Raw genomic sequence first — 18,929 nt, 5'->3', positions numbered from 1 at the left:
TGTAAGCTATTTAGAATAAATACAAGTAAGATGATTAAGGTTTCAGAATCAGCCAGACATAAAGTAGTGTCGCTCATGACCGAGGGAGGTTTTGATGCAGCTACTGATTTTGTCCGTGTTGGAGTAAAAAGTGGAGGTTGTAGTGGATTGTCTTATGAGCTAGACTTTGACAAATCCGCAGCAGATACAGATAAGGTTTTTGAAGATAATGATGTGCGCATCATCGTTGATAAAAAGAGTTTTTTGTATTTGGTCGGCACCACTTTGGAGTATTCAGGAGGTTTAAACGGCAAGGGCTTTGTTTTTAACAACCCCAATGCCCAAAGAACCTGCGGATGTGGAGAAAGTTTTTCACTTTAAAATTGATTAAAAGCCTGTAATTGGCTAATTTAAGGATATATGGCTTACACAGAGGAAGAATTAAAAAAGGAACTGGAAACCAAAGAGTACGAGTACGGCTTCTACACGGATATCGATTCCGATACGCTGCCAAAAGGGTTGAACGAGGACATCGTAATTGCCATTTCCAAAAAGAAAGAAGAGCCGGACTGGATGACGGAATGGCGTTTGGAAGCTTTTCGTGCATGGAAAGAAATGGAAGAACCGGAATGGGCTAACGTGACGTACCAAAAACCCAATTTCCAAGATATTTCCTATTATTCAGCACCCAACAAAAAACCCAAGTATGACAGTTTGGATGAGGTGGACCCAGAACTTTTGGACACGTTCAAAAAATTGGGAATCTCGGTTGATGAGCAGAAAAAATTGGCCGGGGTTGCAGTAGATATTGTTATGGATTCCGTTTCCGTAGCCACCACTTTCAAAAAAACATTGGCCGAAAAAGGAATTATATTTTGTTCCATTTCCGAAGCTATCAAGGAACATTCGGAATTGGTAAAGAAATATCTAGGAACCGTTGTGCCACGAAAAGACAATTTTTACGCAGCATTGAACTCCGCTGTTTTCTCGGACGGGTCTTTCTGTTACATTCCAAAAGGGGTAAGATGCCCAATGGAACTATCAACATATTTCCGAATTAACCAAGCTGGAACAGGTCAGTTCGAAAGAACCTTGGTAATTGCCGAAGAAGGTAGCTACGTAAGTTATTTGGAAGGGTGTACTGCGCCATCCCGAGACGAAAATCAATTGCATGCAGCCGTAGTGGAGTTAATTGCCTTGGACAATGCAGAAATCAAATATTCCACGGTTCAGAACTGGTACCCAGGGAACAATGAAGGAAAAGGTGGTGTTTTCAACTTTGTGACCAAACGTGGACTTTGCGAAAAGAACGCAAAAATCTCTTGGACACAAGTGGAAACAGGATCCGCTGTAACTTGGAAGTATCCATCTTGCATCTTAAAAGGAGATAATTCCATAGGAGAGTTTTATTCCATTGCCGTAACCAACAATTTTCAACAAGCAGATACCGGAACCAAAATGGTTCATTTGGGTAAAAACACCAAAAGCACCATTATTTCCAAAGGTATTTCCGCTGGTCAATCACAAAATAGTTATAGAGGATTAGTGCAAGTGAACAGTAGGGCAGAAAATGCCAGGAACTTCTCGCAATGTGATTCATTGTTGATGGGCAACCGTTGTGGAGCTCATACCTTCCCGTATATTGAAGTGAAAAACAAATCGGCACAGATAGAACATGAGGCCACGACAAGTAAAATTGGAGAGGATCAAATTTTCTATTGTAACCAAAGGGGAATAGACACAGAAAAAGCCATTGCCTTGATCGTAAATGGATTTAGTAAAGAAGTGTTGAACAAACTACCAATGGAGTTTGCGGTTGAAGCTCAAAAACTATTGGAAATAAGTTTAGAAGGCTCTGTAGGATAAAAGGGAAAAATCATGAAAAAAGTATTCTTATCACTTTTGATTGTTAGTGCTTTTGCTTGTAAACAGGTCAAAAAGGAGACCGCCATAACAGCGGAAACCGAAAAGGAGTCAATGGCACCACCCGAAGTGAAACTATATGCATTTAATGGAGGTACTGTGAACGCCAATATGTTGGAGCTGTTTTCACAGGACACTACCTATACAGGGCAATCCAAAGAATTTGCTGATGCTTTTTACGTAATTGTTCATCCAAAGGGAACCTTGTTGTGGGATGGCGGATTACCGGAAAGTTTAGTGGGTATGGAAGAACCCTTTACCTCGCCCGATGGAGCTTTTACCGTTTCAAGAAAAGATTCTGTAGCCAATCAATTGGCAACCATAGAAATGACTCCAGAGGACATCGATTTCATTGCTTTTTCACATACACATTTCGATCATGTCGGCCATGCCAATGCTTTTACCAAATCAACTTGGTTGGTACAAGAAAAGGAATATGATTTTGTGACCAGCGAGGAAAACCAAAAGAGCAATCCTGATATTTATAATGCAATTAAGGACCTGACCAAAATCAAAAAAATCGCCAATACCGATTATGATGTATTTGGTGACGGAACCGTTGTAATAAAATTTATGCCAGGTCATACGCCGGGCCATCAAGTGCTTTTTGTGGACTTAACAGAGCATGGGCCACTTTTACTGTCCGGTGACATGTATCATTTTTATGAAAATAGGGAATTTAAAAGAGTCCCAATTTTCAATTTTGATGTGGCGCAGACCAAAGAAAGTATGGCAGCTTTTGAAAAATTTGCCGAAGAAAAAGGAGCACAAGTTTATTTGCAGCACTCCAAACAAGATTTTGAAAAATTGCCTAAGGCACCCAATTATTTAAAATAATATTGAAAAAGAATAGCATGCTAGAAATCAAAAATTTACACGCAAGCGTAGAAGATAAAGAAATCCTTAAAGGAATCAACCTAAAGGTGAACGCAGGAGAAGTACATGCCATAATGGGCCCTAATGGCTCAGGTAAAAGTACCTTGGCCGAAGTAATAGCGGGCCAAGAAGAATTTGTAGTTGGAGAGGGTAGTATTATGTTGGAAGGAGAGGATCTGGAGGAACTTTCTCCAGAGGAGAGAGCTCATAAAGGGGTTTTTCTTTCGTTCCAATACCCTGTTGAGATTCCTGGGGTATCGGTAACCAATTTTATGAAGACGGCTATTAATGAATCAAGAAAAGCGCAAGGTTTGGAGGATATGCCTGCCAAAGAAATGCTGAAGAAGATTCGTGAGAAATCCGAAATGCTGGAAATTGACAGAAAATTTCTTTCCCGTTCCTTGAACGAAGGGTTTTCCGGCGGTGAAAAAAAGCGAAACGAAATCTTTCAAATGGCTATGATGGAACCTAAGTTGGCCATTTTGGACGAAACCGATTCAGGATTGGATATTGATGCACTTCGAATCGTTGCCAACGGGGTTAACAAATTGCGCGGCAAGGATAATGCCATTATCGTGATCACACACTACCAAAGATTGTTAGAGTATATCGTTCCTGATTTTGTTCATGTGCTTTCCAACGGAAAAATTGTAAAATCCGGTACCAAGGAATTGGCTTTGGAGTTGGAAGAAAAAGGATATGATTGGTTAAAGGAAGAAGCTGCGGTTTAAAAATAACAGATGTAAGATTTCAGACATCAGATTTCAGATAATTTATAGCTGAAAACTGACAACTGATAACTGAAAAAAATATGGATTTAAAAGAAAAATTAGTATCCTCTTTTTTGGCTTTTGAAGATGGCATCGATTTGGACCATCCGGTTCATGAAGAAAGATCTAACGCCATTAAGAACTTCGAAACCAAAGGGTTTCCTTCAAAAAAAGATGAAGCTTGGAAATACACCTCGTTGAGAGGCTTGCAAAAGATAGATTTCAGCATTTTTCCAAAGCAGGAAACTTCATTGGAATACAAAGATGTAAAAAAGTATTTTTTACATGAGATAGACACATATAAAATAGTGTTTGTAGATGGAGTTTATAGTTCCTATCTATCTGAAACTACCCACGATGGTGTAGATATCTGTCTGATGAGTTCTGCATTCAACAAACCTATGTTCAAACAGGTGATTGAAGTTTATTTTAATAAGGCGGCATCTAAGGATGAATCTTTGACCTCATTGAACACGGCATTCAGTAAAGAGGGTGCGTATATCTACATCCCAAAGAACAAAATGCCAAAAAAACCTATCCAGATTTTGCATCTGGCCACGGGTAATGAAGCGGCTTTGATGTTACAGCCCAGAAACTTGATTGTTGCTGAGGATAATGCCGAGGTTCAAATTATGGAACGTCATCAAAGTTTAACCGACAATGAAGTGTTCACTAACTCTGTGACTGAAATTTTCGCAGGGAAGGATGCTATTGTCGATTATTACAAGGTTCAGAACGATGCTTCCACAGCATCTTTGGTGGACAACACCTATATTTCCCAAAAGAATAGCAGCGTGGTAAGGGTACATACCTTTTCGTTGGGTGGAAAATTGATTCGTAATAACCTCAATTTTTATCAAAACGGGGAACGTATCGATTCTACATTGAAAGGAATTACCATTCTAGGAGATAAACAGCATGTAGACCATCACACGTTGGTACACCATGCACAACCGAATTGTGAGAGCCATCAAGATTACAAAGGAATATTTGGAGATAGTTCTACAGGAGTTTTCAATGGGAAGATAATAGTGGATAAAATTGCCCAAAAAACAGATGCCTTTCAGCAGAACAATAATGTTTTGTTGAGCGATAAGTCAACCATCAACTCAAAACCTCAATTGGAAATTTTTGCGGATGACGTAAAATGTTCACATGGATGTACCATTGGCCAGTTGAACGAAGAAGCACTTTTCTATCTGCGTTCAAGAGGAATACCCAAGAAAGAGGCCAAGGCCCTGTTGATGTATGCTTTTACCAATAATGTTTTGGAAAGTGTTCGAATTCCTGAGCTAAAGGCACGTATCAACAAGATTATTGCCGATAAGTTAGGTGTGCGTATGGGTTTTGATCTATAATATAGTATTTCATAGCAGTATTTGAATGATAGAGACTACGTTGGACATACAGGCCATTAGAAAAGACTTTCCAATCCTCCAAAGAGAGGTGAACGGGAAGCCTCTCGTGTATTTGGACAATGCTGCTACCTCCCAGACACCACAGCAGGTAATTGATGCCATTGTTGATTATTACCACCGCTATAATGCCAACATCCATCGTGGCGTACATACCTTGTCACAAGAAGCCACCGATGCCTACGAAGCAGCAAGGCAAAAAATCCAGAAACATTTTAATATTGCCCATTCCCATGAGGTGATCATGACCTCTGGAACTACAGATAGCATCAATTTGGTGGCGAACGGATTTAGCTCGTTCTTAAAAAAGAATGATGAGATTTTGGTATCTGCCATGGAACATCATTCAAATATTGTGCCTTGGCAAATGCTTTGTGAACGGACAGGAGCAGTTCTTAAGGTGATTCCAATGAACCTGGAAGGGGAGTTGATAATGGAAGAATACCACAAATTGTTGTCCGAAAAGACCAAGTTGGTATTCTTTAACCATGTTTCCAATGCGTTGGGAACCATCAACCCAGTAAAAGAAATTGTTGATGCAGCCCATACAGTGGGAGCGGCAGTTCTGGTTGATGGAGCACAGGCAGCTGCCCATATAAAAACCGATCTACAGGCACTCGATGTCGATTTTTATACCGTTTCTGCCCATAAAATGTGCGGACCCACAGGAGTTGGAATCTTGTACGGCAAAGAGGAGTGGCTCAAAAAATTACCACCATACCAAGGTGGTGGCGAAATGATCGCAGAGGTTACGTTTGAAAAAACTACCTATGCCGGTTTGCCCCACAAATTTGAGGCAGGAACCCCAAACATTTGTGGAGGAATAGCCTTTGGTGCAGCTTTGGATTACATGAACAGTATCGGTTTTGAAGTCATTGCCCAATATGAAGATGAATTGGTGCAATATGCTACCGAACAATTGCTTACCATTGAGGGTTTAAAAATCTATGGAACTGCAGCGAACAAAACTTCGGTGATATCCTTCAATATTGATGGGATTCACCCGTACGATATTGGCACTATTGTGGATAAATTGGGCATCGCCGTCCGCACGGGGCATCATTGTGCACAACCTATCATGGATTTTTACAAGATACCGGGAACGGTAAGGGCCAGTTTTAGTTTTTACAATACTATGGAAGAAGTAGACAAATTGGTTGAAGGCGTAAATCGGGCCAAAAACATGTTGCTGTAGTCCAACAGTTATCTTTATCTTAAAGACTTGAATTGCAACTTGCCGAATTGTACTTTTGAACAAAACCACAGCATGACCATAAAAGAAATACAGGAAGAGATAATAGACGAGTTTTCCATGTTCGACGACTGGATGCAACGGTATGAATATATGATTGAACTCGGAAAATCCCTTCCGTTGATAGCCGAACAGTACAAAACAGATGATAACCTGATTAAAGGTTGCCAAAGTAAGGTATGGGTACATGCCGAACTGGATGCAGACAAATTGGTTTTTACTGCCGATAGTGATGCCATTATCACTAAGGGCATTATTGCTATATTGATCAGGGCATTCAGTAACCAAAGGCCACAGGACATTATAGATGCCGACACCCAATTTATCGATGAAATCGGTCTCAAGGAACATTTGTCGCCAACAAGGGCCAATGGATTGGTAAGCATGATCAAGCAACTAAAATTGTACGCCGTTGCCTATCAAACACAGTTAAAATAAGATTAAGATGAGCGAAGAAACCACCATAGATACACAAGAACTGGGCGAAAAAATCGTAAAAGTTCTCAAAACGATTTATGATCCGGAAATCCCTGTGGATATTTACGAACTGGGATTGATTTACGACGTATTTGTCAATGAGGAATATGAAGTGAAGATCCTGATGACACTTACATCGCCGAATTGCCCCGTTGCTGAAACTTTACCTGTTGAGGTAGAAGAAAAGGTAAAATCCATAGATGTACTGAAGGACGTAGAAGTGGAAATCACTTTTGATCCTCCTTGGACCCAAGAACTGATGAGCGAAGAAGCGAAATTGGAGTTAGGACTTCTATAAAGATGTTAGAGTTTAGTAATGAGAACTTAAAAATCTCAATACTCAAATCTTAATACTCAAATCTAATGAGCGAAATAGTAAATAGAGTAGCCCAAAGCAAGTTGATTACATTCAACCTGGAGGATTATTATCCCAAAGGGGAACGTGTGGTGTTGGATATTAAAGATTGGTTGTACGAAGGCTTTATTTTGCGTGAAAAAGAGTTCCGTGCACATTTGGAAGAATACGATTGGACTGCTTACCAAGGTGCTTACGTAGCGTTACAATGTTCTTCTGAAGCCATAGTGCCGGGATGGGCGTTTATGTTGATAGCTTCCAAACTACAGCCCTACGCAAAAAAAGTAGTGGTCGGTTCGTTGGAAAATCTTGAAACTGCACTTTACCAAACTATTTTGGAACAATTGGATGTAACTGAGTTTACGGATAAACCCGTAATCATAAAAGGATGTTCCAATAAGCCCGTTCCCGAAAACGCTTACATTGGCGCCGTTTCTAAAATTCAAGAGGTCGCCAAAAGTGTGATGTATGGTGAGGCCTGTTCTTCGGTACCATTGTTTAAGAAGAAACAATAATTTTTATTTCTCTAATGTCTACCATTTAGTACGCCAATTTGAGTAGAGTCTAAGTGAAGATGAGATACTGTTAAATATAGCGTAGGATATCTTTAGATTAAAGCACCGTATACCATATTTAAATGACCGTAAGGTTATAAAAAACGACCAGTAAAAAATAGTGAGGAAAAGGGTATCACTTTTCTTATTTTTGCGGTTCTAAATAAAAAACTCCATACTATGAAAAAATTGCTTTATGTTGCCGTGGGATTGCTTTTTACAGTCTCCGCGCAAGCTCAGACCGAGGAAGAACTCAAAGCTCAGATGGCCCCTAAAAAGGATTCTATTGCAGCTATTCAAGCTCGTGTGAATGCTCTACAATCACAATTGGATGCCCTTCCAGGCTGGAAAGTCGGAGCGTTCGGAACTATTGGGGGTAGTATTTCCGAATTCAATAACTGGTTTGCACAAGGTATTCCCAACAACTCAACAGGAAATATTGGGTTTACAGTGAACGCTTTTGCGAACCTTCAAGAGGAAAAGTTCTTTTGGAGAAATGCCGCCAATCTCAACTTGTCTTGGGTAAAATTTGATGATAAAGACGACCCCACAGATGATGATAGTTTTCGTCAAGCTACTGATGTGTTCAATATCTCATCATTGTACGGTAGAAAACTGAGCGAAAAATTTGCCATTTCTGCTTTGGCGGAATATCGAACAACAATATTGAGCAACTTTAACGATCCTGGTTATCTGGATTTTGGTATTGGTGCTACATGGACCCCAATCCCAGATTTGGTTGTTGTAATGCATCCACTCAACTACAATTTTGTGTTCAGCAGTGAGGATACAATTTTTGAATCGTCCTTGGGTGCAAAAATCGTAGCAGACTATACCAAACAAATTGGTGCTGTTAGTTTTAAGAGTAACCTGTCACTGTTCCAAAGTTATAAAAGCAGTGATTTGAGCAACTGGACCTGGACAAATTCCTTTAGCTATACGTTATGGAAAATGATTGGTGTTGGGTTCGATTTTGGATTGAGAAACAACAAACAAGAGACTTTGAACTACCTTGTGAACAATGCTCCAACTCCCGACCCCGGTACTACATTTGACAGTATTGACAACGAACTACAAACCTATTGGACTCTAGGACTTAGTTATAAGTTTTAATAATAGCAAAGTGCAACTAAAAAAGCCCTCGATCAAGAGGGCTTTTTTTGTGGGGTGAAAAATGTTTTTGTGTTTTTAAGACCATGGTCTAAGTAGGTTAAGATCCATAAGATCTGCTTGTGACACTAAATGACTTAAAAACAATGTGAAAGTATGCCGATGGTTGTCAGCTTCTAAATTTTTGTTGTGAATGCCCAAAAAATTGTTGTGAATCGATTTGTGCTTTGCAGTTCACCGAAGAAGTTAGCTATTAAACCTTCATAGGATTAATACTCGTCCAAATGTTCTGGGTACAAAAAGTTATTGTAGGGAAATCGGGTTACATGGATATCGCGGACAGCATCGTAAACACGCTTTCTAAATTCGTCAATATTTTCCTTGTTTAGCGCGGAAATAAACAATGCCTTGTCCCCAAGTTTATTGAAATATGTTTTTTTCCATTCATCCAACGTAAAATGTGCGGTGGTGCGTTCGGTCACTAAATCGTCTTCATCAATAGTTTCAGGGGTATACTGGTCTATTTTATTAAAAACCATGATGCTGGGCTTGTCCGAACTGTCTATTTCGTCCAAAATTTTGTTTACCGAATCAATATGCTCCTCAAAATTAGGATGCGAAATATCTACAACGTGCAGTAATAAATCTGCTTCTCGGACCTCGTCCAAGGTACTTTTGAAACTTTCCACGAGTTGGGTGGGCAGTTTTCTTATAAATCCAACGGTATCGCTCAGCAAAAAGGGAAGGTTTCCTAAAACCACTTTTCTAACAGTGGTGTCCAACGTGGCAAAAAGTTTGTTTTCTGCAAACACATCACTTTTGCTTATCACGTTCATCAAGGTGGATTTACCAACATTGGTGTATCCCACAAGCGCAACCCTGACCAAGGAACCACGATTGCCCCGTTGTGTTTCCATTTGGCGGTCTATTTTGGCAAGTTTCTTTTTGAGAAGTGCTATTCGGTCACGAACAATACGTCTATCCGTTTCAATTTCGGTTTCACCGGGTCCTCGCATACCAATACCACCACGCTGGCGTTCCAAGTGGGTCCAAAGACCGGTTAAACGTGGCAATAAATATTCGTACTGCGCTAACTCTACTTGCGTTCTCGCGTAACTTGTTTTTGCTCTTTGGGCAAAAATGTCCAAAATCAAGCTGGTCCTGTCCAGAACTTTGCAGCGCAGTAATTTTTCAATATTATTTTGTTGTGCAGGAGATAGTTCATCATCAAAAATTACAGAGCCAATTTCGTTTTCTTTTACAAATTGACGCACCTCTTCCATTTTCCCACTCCCGATATATGTTTTGGGATTGGGCACATCAATCCGTTGCACAAATCTCTTTTCAACCTCGCCTCCTGCAGTATAGGTCAAAAATTCAAGTTCATCCAAGTACTCCTTTACCTTGTCCTCATTCTGGTATTGGTTCATAACACCTATGAGAACGGCCTTTTCATATTCGATTGACTTTTTTTCTAGCATTAAATGGGTTTAGAATACAAATCTACACAATGTTTGGAAGCTAATATGTTCTTTATACCTTTTAAGGGCAGATGAACAGGGGAAAAACCTATTATTTAATTGGATTGTTCCCTATCTTGAAGCCCTAAACCATCCTAACTCAGTACAATGTTTAGCATTCAATCGTCCTTCAACCCAAAACACAATCGTTTTTTACAGCTTTTCACTAGTTTTTTATTGCTTTTAATTTTGCTTCCATTGGGTAGCAATGCTCAAAGTTCGACCATTCCAAATCCTGATGATGAAATTGGATTCAAAGTGGGATCGGATTTTCATTTGGCTACTTACGAACAATCTATTGCATACTTTCAAAAACTCGCGGCCACAAGTGAATTGGTGGAAATACGGGAAACCGGAAAAACCTCCGAAGGGCGTACTTGGCATTATGTCTTGATTTCTTCAAAAGAAAACTTGGCCAAAATCGATCATTACAAGGCTATTTCCCAAAAATTGGCGCACCCCGAGGATCTATCAAAGGAAGAAGCGCTAAAGCTTGCAGAAGAAGGCAAGGCTATTGTAGATATCAGTGGTGGATTGCATGCTTCGGAAGTTGCAGGTGCGCAACATATTATTACATTGGCACACCAAATTGTTAGTGAGGCAGATACTAAAAAATTCAAACCCATTTTAGATGATGTAATATTGGTTTTGTGGCCATCATTAAACCCGGATGGCCAGGATATTATCGCCAATTGGTACATGTCTAACGTGGGAACACCTTATGAAACGGCAAGAACACCTTGGCTCTATCAAAAATATGTGGGACACGATAACAATAGGGATGCTTATATGCTCAATATGTTGGAATCTCGTGTTGTGGGCAGAACATGGAGGGAATGGGAGCCCAATATAATCCATGTGCATCATCAATCATCGCCATTTCCTACCCGAATTTGGCTTCCCCCGTTTGCAGAACCGATCGCGCCCCAAACACCGCCTATTGTAGCAAGAGAAGTAAACATGATCGGGATGGCCATGGCCCAAGAATTGGAAACCGAAGGGTTGCCGGGAGCGGTACACATGGGCAAAGGTTTTGATGCCTGGTATCCGGGGTACATAGATTATATGCCTGTTATGCAAAACATACCATCTTTCTGGACGGAAACCGCATTGTACCGATATGCCACCCCATACTTTTATACGATTCAGGATTTTCCCGAAAACAGAAAGGACCTAAGAGTAGAATCGTTGTACAATAGTCCATGGAAGGGCGGTTGGTGGCGCATGAGCGATGCCATGCAATATATGCAAACAGCCTCCATTGCTGTATTGGACTATGCTTCTAAATACAAGGAAACCTTACTTTTTAATAAGTATCAGGCTGCGGTTACGACCATCGAAAAATATAAAAATGAACCTCCCTATGCCTATATCATACCACAAAAACAGCGAGATCCTTCCCGTCCCGTGGAATTGTTGAAACGTTTGGCATTCAATGGAGTTAAAATTTCGCAGTTAGATCAACCAATGGAGTATTCTGGCGTTACCTACCCTAAAGGAACTTGGGTAATTCCCATGAATCAAGAATTCGCGGAAATGGTACGTCAGGTTTTGGATGTGCAAGTATATCCGGATTTACGTGATTCTCCCGATGGTCCGTTAGAACAACCGTATGACGCGGCCGGATGGACCCTTCCTTTTCAAATGGAGGTTGATGTGGTGACTGGAACCGTTCCTTTGACGGATGCATTTAAGGAAGCATTGAAACCTGTGGAAGGTACTCCATTGGAAACTACGGATGATGAAGAAACAGACTTGGTTAAATCAGACTTTGCACCAGGTGTCGGGTTTGATACTGATGAAGTTGCTGCGGGTATTAAACCATTGCCCGGAACGCTTCGAGGAAGTGGGACCACTTTGTGGTTAGATCCAATGGAAAACAATATTTTCCGTGTTTTGGGCGAGGCCATGGAAGATGGTTTATCTATCAGTTTCGATGTGGATACGCGCAACTATGGTGTTAGGGGAGCCAGTCGCTCCAGAATCAACCAATGGGTGAGGGAATATGCCATTAATGCGAGATTGGGTTCGGGCAGTGGTGATGCCACTGTAAAATCAAGAATAGCGGTATACCGACCTTGGACAGCTAGTATGGATATGGGTTGGACCCGTTGGTTATTGGATAATTTTGGTTTGCCCTATACCTCCGTGAGAAACTCAGATTTTATGTCCAATAATTTAATAGACCGTTTTGATGTGATTGTAATGGCTTCTGAAAGAAATGGAACCATTGAAAATGGATTGCAAGCTGGGTCCGCCCCACCGCAATATGCGGGAGGTTTGGGTGAGCTGGGCATAAAAAACCTAAACACTTTTGTAGAACAAGGCGGAACATTGATCACATTGAACCAAAGTTCCAATTTTGCCATCAATGCTTTGCATCTTCCCGTAAAAAATGTTGTGGACAAGGTGAATAGGGCCAAATTCTTTACTGGAGGTTCCATTATGCAGGTGGAAACCAATCCAAATCACCCAGTTATGGCAGGAATGCAGGACAAGGCAAACGTTTTTGTTTATAATAGTCCGGTTTTTGAGGTTCTTGACGGTTTTGAAGGAGAGATATTGGCCAAATATCAGAAAAAGGGTTCTCCATTGATGTCAGGATTCTTGGTAGGAGAAGAATATATGAATGGAAAGGCCGTGGCTTTGGATGTTGAGCACGGCAAGGGCCATGTGTTGCTCTTCGGGTATCAGCCCCAATGGCGAGGACAGCCCATGGGAACCTACAGAACGTTGTTTAATGCATTGTTATATGCCAAGGATTTGCCCAAAGCCGAACGTGAAGTTTCAAAAGATTGGCAATCTATGATCCCTGAACCTATCGAAGAAAAATCAAATAGTCAGGATTAAATTAAACTTATAAGCTTGCGGAAACAAGAGAACAGGTACACCATAGCATTTTATAACCTCGAAAATTTTTTCGACACCAAGGATGACCCTTATTTATTGGATGATGATTTCACTCCGAAGGGTTTTCGAAATTGGGATGATTATAAATTTGGTAGAAAGGTAAAAAAGATAGCAAAGGCAATCTCAACAATTGGGTTGGAAGATAGTGACATACCTCCTATCTTGATAGGGATGGCCGAAGTGGAGAACAAAGGGGTAGTCCAAACCTTGTTGCAATCCAAAAAATTCAAGGACATTGACTATGACGTGATCCATTTTGATTCCCCTGATGAACGAGGTATTGATACGGCACTGGTGTTTGATAAAAACCATTTCGAGGTGTTGGAAGCTGAGACAATTCCACTAATTGTACAAAATACAAATGGCGATAGGGATTACACCCGTGATATTCTTTACGTTCGAGGAAATCTCCATCAGGAAGAAATCCATGTTTTTGTGAACCACTGGCCTTCCCGCAGAGTAGGTCCTGAAAAAACCGATTACAAAAGAATCAAGGCCGCCGAGACGATTATTAAAAAGATTGAAACAATAGAAGGAGATTTTCCAAATATCATCATTATGGGAGATTTCAATGATGACCCAAATTCCCAGAGCATTCAAACCCTTATGCAAACCGGAAACTTTATCAACCCAATGAAGAAATTATTGTCCCCAAAATCCGGGAGCGCCAATTATAAAGGTAAATGGAGTCTTTTTGACCAAATATTGTTATCACATAGTTTTTTAAATTTTGAATCTAAAACCCATAGCTTTGTAAAGGCTCAAATATTTGCACCTAAGTTTTTAAAAGAATGGAAGGGTAAATACAAAGGAAATCCATTTAGGACATTTGGGGGCAAGAACTATTTGGGAGGTTATAGTGACCATTTTCCCGTTTACATTGTACTGGAAGAACATTAAAATAGTAAGTAAGAAAATTTCTACACAACATAAAAGTTAATTTTCACAACACAAAGAAGTAAAAAACTATGCATTTTGTCGAATAAAGCGATGTTTTTATCGGCAAATGTGATTTGTTAAAATATATTCGTAGTCCAAATCTTACCTAAACTTAATTATGGACTACAGATTTCCTTTAAAGGGACAGGGAGCGATCTTCTCCATTATATTTTCCGTTTTCAGTACGGTTTCCGTCTTTTCCCAATCTAAAAGTGCAAAGGAGCAAATACGTCTTACAAATGATCAAGGAGTAATGTCCGCTATTATTTCCAATATGGAAACAGAGTATGTGGCCAAACAGGAGAAAATAGGTCAACTACTAAAATCCAAAGGATTAAGAGCTTCAGAAAAAAACAGTGATAGTGTCCAGATTGCATTGAAGGACATAGGTACAGATGGAACTCCACTTTACTATACTACCCTTAACGATCCTACTACACAAACTTCCAGGGCACATACACTTTATGATAAGGGGCTGTTGAATTTAGGATTAACGGGTTCCGGTATGGAAGTTGGGGTTTGGGATTCCGGTGTAGCTCTGACTTCGCACCAAGAGTTTGACGAACGAGCTAAAAACAACGATAATGCAGACGAAGTAAGTCTGCACGCTACTTTGGTTACTGGAAATCTTATTTCCGCTGGCGTTCAGCCAAATGCAAAGGGAGTTGCGTATGGCGCGCAAGCCTTAACACATGATTGGACCCGCGATAAAATTGAGGTGGCAGAAGCTGCTGCCAATGGTCTTTTATTGAGTAACCATTCCTATGGAATTTTATCGGACAGAGTCCCTGATTGGTATTTTGGAGCTTATATAAAAGTGACTCAGGATTGGGACAAGATAATGTACAATGCACCTTATTATTTAATGGTGACCGCCGCAGGTAACGCACAAAAATCTAATGATAATGAAGCTCCAATTTATGGCAAGACCACGGATGGGTTTGATTTATTATTGGGCTTTACAACCACAAAAAATGGATTGACGGTTGCGGGCGCCAATACGGAAATAGATGATAAAGGAAATTTAAAAAATGCTTCAATCGCAAGTTATAGCAGCTTTGGACCTGTGGATGATGGTCGTGTAAAACCTGATCTTGCAGGAGACGGTGGTAACATACTTTCTACAAGTTCCACTACAAACAGTAGTTATCAAGTTTCTGCTGGAACTTCTATGGCAGCGCCGGGTGTTACTGGTTCTCTTTTATTGTTGCAACAATATCACGAAGAACTTTTTGGCAATTATATGAAAGCAGCAACCTTAAAGGGACTTGCGCTTCACACTGCCGATGATGTGGATGCCAAAGGACCAGATTATAAAATGGGTTGGGGCATAATAAATGCTAAATCTGCAGCAGAAGTAATTCAAAATAAAGATTATAGCACACTGGTCAACGAAGAGAATTTGGTGGATGGTGATACTTATTCCATAACAGTGACCGCAATTGAGGGTCAAGCTTTGATTGCCTCTATTTCTTGGACAGATCCAGAAGCCGAAAACATTAACAGTGGAGAACTAAACAGTACGACTCCTGCATTGGTAAACGATTTAGATATCAGAGTTACCAAGAACAACGAATCTTTCATGCCATGGAAATTGAATCCATCCAAAGCAAGCAATGCAGCTACAAAAGGGGACAATAAGGTAGACCCTTTTGAACGTGTGGAAGTAGAGAATGCATCTGGTAGCTATACTATAACTATTTCGCATAAGGGTACTTTAAAAAATGGTGTTCAAGATTATACTTTGATTGTTTCAGGAGCACAGGTTTCCAACTGCTCCATTGAGATACCTACTGATATAGATGTGCAAGACTCTACGGAAGATGGCACAACCCTTTTTTGGAACGAAGCGGATGAAACCTTGTTCGAAGTACAATATAAAAGTGTGGACACGAACAATTGGAACAGCGAGTTGATTTGGGAAAACAGCTTTGAGCTTACCCAATTGGAAGCGGGTAATGTATATGAAGTTCGTGTGAGGTCCATTTGTACCGAAAACGCTGTTTCGGAATTTTCAGATACTGTGGAATTTGAGTTTAATGGAGAAGAGACAGAATTGATACAGAACACGGTTATGTTTATCCCTCAAGAATTGAATATTTCCGTTTATCCGAATCCTACCGTGGATTATTTAAATGTAAATGCTGAGTTGTCCAAGGATGCTGAATTTTCTATCATAACCACTTCGGGAAATATGATTAAAAATGGCAAGACCGACGGTTCTATCAACGTGTCTTCTTTGTCATCTGGACTCTACGTATTGGTAATTCAGGATTATGCAGGCATCAAGAGTACAAAATTTTATAAAAACTAGTTGTTGCTTCAATTTACAGAGACCAATAAACAATCAACAATATAACTCAGAATGACATTGTTTTGGTTCTGACATCTAATTTCAAACCTTTTTGATCTCCTCATCTTTCAAAAGATCCTCATTGCGCAGTCGCAAGAACACCTGTGCAGTGGTCACCACATCCAATTCGCAGTAGGTGACGATTCTATCAACATCATTTTTTTTATAGAACACATCTTTTACCATACTACCATCCATATCATCCTTAGGAGAGGGGATTCCAAGTATGTGGGCCAACAATTTTAGGGATGTATAATGTTTATAATCCCCAAATTTCCATAGTTCCATGGTATCCAAATGCGGTATTTCCCATGGCTTTTTTCCAAACAAATCTAGTTTGTAAGGCAAATTGATGCCATTTATCACCATTCTACGGGCGATATAGGGGAAATCGAACTCCTTGCCATTATGCGCGCACAAAAGATGCTTAACTTGGCTAAAATGATCTTTGAGCAGCTGTTTGAAATCTTTTAAAATCTTGGCCTCGTCACCATAAAAAGAAGTGACCCTCAAGTTCCGATTTTCACCTTTAAAAGTGAAATACCCAACGGATATGCAGACAATTTTTCCGAACTCGGCCCAAATGCCGGCACGGTCATAAAATTCCTCTGCGGTGAATTCGTCCTTGCGTTGGTATTGCGTTTTTTGTTCCCATAAAAGTTGGGAAGTTTCATCCAAATCGGTGAAATGTTGTTTTTGGGGTACGGTTTCAATATCCAAAAAAAGGATATGTTCCAGGTTAAGTTTATAAAGCATGGCAGTAAATTAAAAAAGAGTCGTCTGCTTTGCAGGGCTCTCGTGTTCCAATAACCATTTTTTTCTATGCAGTCCACCTGCATATCCTGTGAGGTTTCCGTTGGTTCCAATTACACGATGACAGGGAACCACAATCCAAAGTGGATTTTTGCCATTGGCCGAGGCTACTGCACGAATGGCTTTTACATCGCCTAGTTGTTTGGAAAGTTCCAAATAAGAAATGGTTTTTCCAAAAGGAATTTTTAAAAGAGCTTCCCAAACCTTTTTTTGAAAATCGGTGCCAGATGGATTCAAATTTAGTTCAAATACCGTTCGGTCTCCATTAAAATACTCTTGAAATTGTTGTGCGGCATCTTTTAAAACTTCTGGTAATGTACCACTGGGTATTTTATTGTCCAAAACAGTGATGGAGGCAAGGCCATTTTCATCACCTTTTAATTCTGCTGTTCCAATAGGTGTTTGAATATAAGCAGTTTCCATTAATTTACTTCATCTTCACCTTCAATTATTCCAAGTCGTTGTGCGCGTAAATGCCAGTTCTTTCTGGCAAGCTTTTGTAGGTCTTCCACGTTGTCACTTTCGTCCATGATCTCAAATCCGAGCAAGGTTTCGATGACATCTTCCATGGTAACCAATCCACTTACCGAACCATACTCGTCCACTACCAAAGTAATATGCTCTCTTTTCTTAACAAACGTTTTAAAAAGATCATTGATTGATTTTCCACGGTTGGTAACCAACAGTTCTCGTTTTATGGTTTCCAGTTTTTCATTTCCTTTTTTATTGATGATGGCTTCCAACAGTTCATCTTTTAAAAAGAAACCTGTGATGTTGTCCATGCGATCCTTGTACAATGGAATTCTTGAAAAACGCAAGGGTCTGTTTTTTTCAAAAAACTCTTTAATGGAAATATCCTCAGATGCAACTTTCATAACTGTTCTCGGAGTCATTACATCGCGCGCCAATATCTCATCAAAATATAGGAGGTTTTTTATCATCGTGGATTCAGATTCTTTAAAAACCCCCTCTTCATGGGCGATTTCAGTCATTGCACTAAAATCCTCACGACTCAATACACTTCCATGTTCCCCTTTTGCACCCACTAGCTTTGTAAAGAGCTGTAGCACCCATAGCAATCCTGTCCATTTTAAGCCAAATACCATAATGTTTAATGCCTTACTGGTAAAGTTGGCCAATTGCTTCCAGAAAGTGGCTCCTATGGTCTTAGGAATGATTTCTGAAGCAACTAAAATTAAAATGGTCATGATAGTGGAAACAACTCCGACCATAAGCTCTTCGGTAAATGTTATTCCAAAAACGCTACGTTCCGTGGACCCATACATTTCAACATAGGCGACTTTGGCCTGTACACCCACCAAAATGGCACCAACGGTATGCGCAATGGTATTTAAAGTAAGAATGGCGATCAGTGGTTTGTCCACATCTTTTTTAAGAGCTTCCAAAGTGATTGCATACTCTTTTCCCTCCTGCTTTTTTAAATTGATAAAAGTGGGTGTTATGCTCAACAATACCGCCTCCAAAATGGAGCATAGAAAGGAAAAGAAGATGGAAATAAGGGCATAAAATATTAGTAGTCCCATAGAAAGGTAAAATCTTTAGTACCAAGATAGGGAATAGGAATTAATTTTGAATGTTTAATTCTCAATTCGGTTATGTAAACTTTTATTTGGTTGCTGAAATACTCAGCAAAGACCAATTTGGAATAGTAGGTATGCACAA

17 protein-coding genes are annotated in these 18,929 nt (G+C 40.0%); 13 read left to right on the top strand and 4 right to left on the bottom strand.

Annotation, left to right across the window (positions count from 1 at the left end):
- The first annotated feature begins 30 nt into the window (after window positions 1–30).
- The 10 genes from MWU56_RS10695 (at window position 31) to MWU56_RS10650 (ending at window position 8,714) form a co-directional block, all read left to right on the top strand.
- Window positions 31–360, top strand: a complete 330-nt coding sequence (locus MWU56_RS10695) for a HesB/IscA family protein (protein ID WP_247044418.1) — start codon at window positions 31–33, stop codon at window positions 358–360.
- Window positions 361–399: 39 nt separating this feature from the next.
- Entirely contained in the window at window positions 400–1,845 is a 1,446-nt protein-coding gene (gene sufB, locus MWU56_RS10690; RefSeq protein WP_247044417.1) for a Fe-S cluster assembly protein SufB, read from the top strand.
- A 12-nt stretch (window positions 1,846–1,857) separates the two neighbouring features.
- Window positions 1,858–2,739 (top strand): N-acyl homoserine lactonase family protein, encoded by an 882-nt coding sequence (locus MWU56_RS10685; RefSeq protein WP_247044415.1) that lies wholly within the window; start codon window positions 1,858–1,860, stop codon window positions 2,737–2,739.
- 17 nt (window positions 2,740–2,756) lie between these two features.
- Entirely contained in the window at window positions 2,757–3,509 is a 753-nt protein-coding gene (gene sufC, locus MWU56_RS10680) for a Fe-S cluster assembly ATPase SufC (protein WP_247044413.1), read from the top strand.
- A gap of 80 nt (window positions 3,510–3,589) precedes the next feature.
- Entirely contained in the window at window positions 3,590–4,906 is a 1,317-nt protein-coding gene (gene sufD / locus MWU56_RS10675) for a Fe-S cluster assembly protein SufD (RefSeq protein ID WP_247044411.1), read from the top strand.
- 25 nt (window positions 4,907–4,931) lie between these two features.
- Window positions 4,932–6,158, top strand: a complete 1,227-nt coding sequence (locus tag MWU56_RS10670) for a cysteine desulfurase (protein WP_317236536.1) — start codon at window positions 4,932–4,934, stop codon at window positions 6,156–6,158.
- A 72-nt stretch (window positions 6,159–6,230) separates the two neighbouring features.
- Window positions 6,231–6,653, top strand: a complete 423-nt coding sequence (locus MWU56_RS10665; RefSeq protein ID WP_247044410.1) for a SufE family protein — start codon at window positions 6,231–6,233, stop codon at window positions 6,651–6,653.
- Window positions 6,654–6,660: 7 nt separating this feature from the next.
- Window positions 6,661–6,990 (top strand): iron-sulfur cluster assembly protein, encoded by a 330-nt coding sequence (locus MWU56_RS10660; RefSeq protein ID WP_100816841.1) that lies wholly within the window; start codon window positions 6,661–6,663, stop codon window positions 6,988–6,990.
- 65 nt (window positions 6,991–7,055) lie between these two features.
- A complete protein-coding gene (locus MWU56_RS10655; protein WP_247044408.1) occupies window positions 7,056–7,562 on the top strand; it encodes a DUF2480 family protein in 507 nt (168 codons plus the stop codon).
- A gap of 219 nt (window positions 7,563–7,781) precedes the next feature.
- Window positions 7,782–8,714 carry a DUF3078 domain-containing protein gene (locus tag MWU56_RS10650; RefSeq protein ID WP_247044406.1) on the top strand — a complete coding sequence of 311 codons (933 nt, stop codon included), beginning with the start codon at window positions 7,782–7,784 and terminating at the stop codon, window positions 8,712–8,714.
- 266 nt (window positions 8,715–8,980) lie between these two features.
- Here MWU56_RS10650 and hflX read toward each other — a convergent pair whose 3' ends face one another.
- On the bottom strand, window positions 8,981–10,192 hold the full coding sequence (gene hflX / locus MWU56_RS10645) for a GTPase HflX (protein ID WP_247044405.1): 1,212 nt from the start codon (window positions 10,190–10,192) through the stop codon (window positions 8,981–8,983).
- Window positions 10,193–10,339: 147 nt separating this feature from the next.
- Between hflX and MWU56_RS10640 the strand changes: the two genes are divergently transcribed.
- From MWU56_RS10640 to MWU56_RS10630, 3 genes are all read left to right on the top strand, one after another.
- Window positions 10,340–13,081, top strand: a complete 2,742-nt coding sequence (locus MWU56_RS10640; RefSeq protein WP_247044402.1) for a M14 metallopeptidase family protein — start codon at window positions 10,340–10,342, stop codon at window positions 13,079–13,081.
- Between the two features lie 15 nt (window positions 13,082–13,096).
- Window positions 13,097–14,041 (top strand): endonuclease, encoded by a 945-nt coding sequence (locus MWU56_RS10635; RefSeq protein WP_247044399.1) that lies wholly within the window; start codon window positions 13,097–13,099, stop codon window positions 14,039–14,041.
- A 157-nt stretch (window positions 14,042–14,198) separates the two neighbouring features.
- Entirely contained in the window at window positions 14,199–16,394 is a 2,196-nt protein-coding gene (locus MWU56_RS10630; protein WP_247044397.1) for a S8 family serine peptidase, read from the top strand.
- Window positions 16,395–16,475: 81 nt separating this feature from the next.
- On the opposite strand, the gene MWU56_RS10625 is transcribed toward MWU56_RS10630, so the two are convergent.
- From MWU56_RS10625 to MWU56_RS10615, 3 genes are read right to left on the bottom strand one after another with little or no spacing between them, the layout of a single operon-like run.
- Entirely contained in the window at window positions 16,476–17,189 is a 714-nt protein-coding gene (locus MWU56_RS10625; RefSeq protein WP_247044395.1) for a 3'-5' exonuclease, read from the bottom strand.
- A gap of 9 nt (window positions 17,190–17,198) precedes the next feature.
- Window positions 17,199–17,669, bottom strand: a complete 471-nt coding sequence (locus MWU56_RS10620; protein ID WP_247044393.1) for a methylated-DNA--[protein]-cysteine S-methyltransferase — start codon at window positions 17,667–17,669, stop codon at window positions 17,199–17,201.
- Entirely contained in the window at window positions 17,669–18,790 is a 1,122-nt protein-coding gene (locus MWU56_RS10615; protein ID WP_247044391.1) for a CNNM domain-containing protein, read from the bottom strand. The genes MWU56_RS10620 and MWU56_RS10615 overlap by 1 nt, the downstream gene beginning before the upstream one ends.
- Window positions 18,791–18,929 lie beyond the last annotated feature (139 nt).

Origin of the sequence: Allomuricauda sp. F6463D, assembly GCF_023015965.1 — a bacterium.
Lineage (GTDB): Bacteria > Bacteroidota > Bacteroidia > Flavobacteriales > Flavobacteriaceae > Flagellimonas.
The sequence above is the reverse complement of the archived record's forward strand: the minus strand, read 5'-3'. Positions and strand labels throughout refer to the sequence as shown.

Excerpts from the sequence above, each read along its gene's own strand:
- MWU56_RS10630 (WP_247044397.1), top strand. The coding sequence starts at position 14,199 with ATGGACTACAGATTTCCTTTAAAGGGACAGGGAGCGATCTTCTCCATT.
- MWU56_RS10615 (WP_247044391.1), bottom strand. The coding sequence starts at position 18,790 with ATGGGACTACTAATATTTTATGCCCTTATTTCCATCTTCTTTTCCTTT.
- MWU56_RS10660 (WP_100816841.1), top strand. The coding sequence starts at position 6,661 with ATGAGCGAAGAAACCACCATAGATACACAAGAACTGGGCGAAAAAATC.
- MWU56_RS10620 (WP_247044393.1), bottom strand. The coding sequence starts at position 17,669 with ATGGAAACTGCTTATATTCAAACACCTATTGGAACAGCAGAATTAAAA.
- MWU56_RS10670 (WP_317236536.1), top strand. The coding sequence starts at position 4,932 with ATGATAGAGACTACGTTGGACATACAGGCCATTAGAAAAGACTTTCCA.
- MWU56_RS10640 (WP_247044402.1), top strand. The coding sequence starts at position 10,340 with ATGTTTAGCATTCAATCGTCCTTCAACCCAAAACACAATCGTTTTTTA.
- MWU56_RS10655 (WP_247044408.1), top strand. The coding sequence starts at position 7,056 with ATGAGCGAAATAGTAAATAGAGTAGCCCAAAGCAAGTTGATTACATTC.
- MWU56_RS10695 (WP_247044418.1), top strand. The coding sequence starts at position 31 with ATGATTAAGGTTTCAGAATCAGCCAGACATAAAGTAGTGTCGCTCATG.
- sufD (WP_247044411.1), top strand. The coding sequence starts at position 3,590 with ATGGATTTAAAAGAAAAATTAGTATCCTCTTTTTTGGCTTTTGAAGAT.
- sufC (WP_247044413.1), top strand. The coding sequence starts at position 2,757 with ATGCTAGAAATCAAAAATTTACACGCAAGCGTAGAAGATAAAGAAATC.
- hflX (WP_247044405.1), bottom strand. The coding sequence starts at position 10,192 with ATGCTAGAAAAAAAGTCAATCGAATATGAAAAGGCCGTTCTCATAGGT.
- sufB (WP_247044417.1), top strand. The coding sequence starts at position 400 with ATGGCTTACACAGAGGAAGAATTAAAAAAGGAACTGGAAACCAAAGAG.
- MWU56_RS10650 (WP_247044406.1), top strand. The coding sequence starts at position 7,782 with ATGAAAAAATTGCTTTATGTTGCCGTGGGATTGCTTTTTACAGTCTCC.
- MWU56_RS10665 (WP_247044410.1), top strand. The coding sequence starts at position 6,231 with ATGACCATAAAAGAAATACAGGAAGAGATAATAGACGAGTTTTCCATG.
- MWU56_RS10685 (WP_247044415.1), top strand. The coding sequence starts at position 1,858 with ATGAAAAAAGTATTCTTATCACTTTTGATTGTTAGTGCTTTTGCTTGT.
- MWU56_RS10625 (WP_247044395.1), bottom strand. The coding sequence starts at position 17,189 with ATGCTTTATAAACTTAACCTGGAACATATCCTTTTTTTGGATATTGAA.